This is a genomic window from Mesorhizobium sp. M7A.F.Ca.AU.002.02.1.1, assembly GCF_003998535.1.
Classification (GTDB): domain Bacteria; phylum Pseudomonadota; class Alphaproteobacteria; order Rhizobiales; family Rhizobiaceae; genus Mesorhizobium; species Mesorhizobium ciceri.
On the sequence record NZ_RZPB01000902.1, the window covers coordinates 1 to 2155 of the forward strand.

At 54.8% G+C, this 2155-nt stretch carries 1 protein-coding gene; it reads left to right on the forward strand.

Features of this window, described 5'->3' with window-relative positions; translation table 11 throughout:
- Positions 1–99 precede the first annotated feature (99 nt).
- Positions 100–1848, forward strand: a complete 1749-nt coding sequence (locus tag EN879_RS33065; protein ID WP_063170772.1) for a metallophosphoesterase — start codon at positions 100–102, stop codon at positions 1846–1848.
- Positions 1849–2155 lie beyond the last annotated feature (307 nt).

Below are 2155 nucleotides of genomic sequence, written 5' to 3' on the forward strand. Positions count from 1 at the left end.
GTAACGAATCCTGTTTATTATTTCTATCGGTACTAGACTCTGTCGCGAGTCGGCGTAGGGATGTATCCGAGTCTCTGCCGCTCTATTTGGAGTTGGAATATGCCGACGGCCCCGCCCGATCTCAAAGGCCTTTCCAAGTACCCCACCATGACCGGCTGGTTTAGTCCAGTGCTGCTTCTGCGCCTGATGTGGCGGGTCATTCTTTCAGACCTCTTCGGGCAATATGCGGATCGACGGCTTATCGTCGCGGCGCTTGATACAGTTCCTCCTGAAGAGCTGGTCGCCCGCGCCCAGCAGTTCCTGCCTGGTAAGGACAACGAGCAGCTGTGGACCTTGGAGCCGGACGGTGAGGGCGCCATCTGGATCGATTTTGTAGCTGATCTGGGGGACGGGTTCGACGCTACCTATGCGATTGCATCGCTTCTCGCGCAGGAGAAGCTTTCAATCGATGGCCATGACTTGAAACGCGGACAGATGCTTTTCATGGGAGGAGACGAAGTCTACCCGCGCGCGACCTCGGAAACATATCGAAAGCAGTTGCGCGATCCTTACGAATGGGCATTCCCGGATCCCAACCTGCGCCTTGTAAAAGGTCCTCCCGTTTACGCGTTGCCGGGTAATCATGACTGGTACGACGGCCTGGTCGTCTTCCTTTCGCTTTTCTGCCGGAAGGACCATTTGCATCTTGGAGGATGGCGCTCGCATCAGCGACGCAGCTACTTTGCCGTCCAGCTGACAGACAATTGGTGGATATGGGCGATCGATGCCCAATTGGACGACGATGTCGACCAACCCCAGAAAGAGTATTTTCTCGAAATCGCCAAGGCCATGCCGGACAATGCGAAGATCATTCTCTGCGGTCCGGAACCCGGCTGGCTTTACACAGGGCAGGCCGGAAACAAAGCCCTGAGTGTCATGAGCTATATCGGATGGATCGCCTTGAACCAGCGGCGAGGGCTGACTGTGTCACTCGTCTTGTCTGGCGATACTCATCATTACAGCAGATATGTTGCGGATGATGGCAATACCCAGTTCGTCACATCCGGTGGGGGAGGAGCCTTCCTTCATCCCACCCATCAGGTGGAAGCGTCAGTCGATCTCAATCGCCCAGACGACGGCTACAGCTGGCTGAATGGCCACATTAAGAAACTGACCTTGGCGACCGATGGACAGGGTGGGGAAGCGGTGTACCCGTCGAAAACCGAAAGCCTGTCCATGTTGGCCGGGAACTTCGCTTTCGCGGCTTATAATCCTCCGTTCGCTATGGTGCTGGGCGGACTCTATTGGCTGGTGGCTTTGGCGGGGCGGCTCCTGCCTGTCGACATCTATTACATTGCACCGGTTTTGTTTTTTGCGGGTTTCTGGGGATATACAAGTAAGCAAGAAGGTGGTGGCGCCAAGACCATGCTGGTGTCGGCTGCAAATGCTCTTTTGCATTGCCTGGGCGCAGCTGCGACCACTGACATCGTATCACGGTTCAACGCTCGCTTTGTTGACCTAGGGGCATGGCCCCGCTTGTCATTTTGCCTTTACGGGGCCGAGATGATCGTGGTTGGCGGTGTGATTGCCGGCACTCTGTTCGGGGTCTACCTCTACGGCACATCACGCTGGCTGAATATGAACCACAACGACGCGTTCAGTTCGATGCGGCGTGACACCCACCGGCATTTCCTGAGGCTGCGCATTCAAAACGACAAAGTTACGGTCTTCCCTGTGGGCCTCACCAACATTCCTTTGCGGAAGGACTGGCGTCTTAATGAAGCAAATCTCGGCACCCCGCCTCCAGCCTACGTGCCCGTACCTGCTCTGGCCCCGCATCTGATTGAACAGCCCTATTCTGTGTCTTAACGCCTGGACGTTGCACTCGGGCAAAATCTCGAAGGTTTCCTCACGTCACTGGACCCGTGGCACATCACGCGCGAAGCGGTCCAGGCGCTTTACCTCTTTGCCATCCCTTGGCTTCGGCGATCGCGGTCGGAAACACCTCATTGAAGCGATTTAACATAATGGATACTATTAGAATCTAAGTCTTTGATAAGACGAGATAAATATTAGTTCCATAATTAAGCTTCTGCCGTTTTTAGGGTAGAAGAGCGGACCCGCAAACGATTGGCGGTTCTATAATCAAGAACCGACTGGGGGTATTGCATGCCTT

Excerpts from the sequence above, each read along its gene's own strand:
- EN879_RS33065 (WP_063170772.1), top strand. The coding sequence starts at position 100 with ATGCCGACGGCCCCGCCCGATCTCAAAGGCCTTTCCAAGTACCCCACC.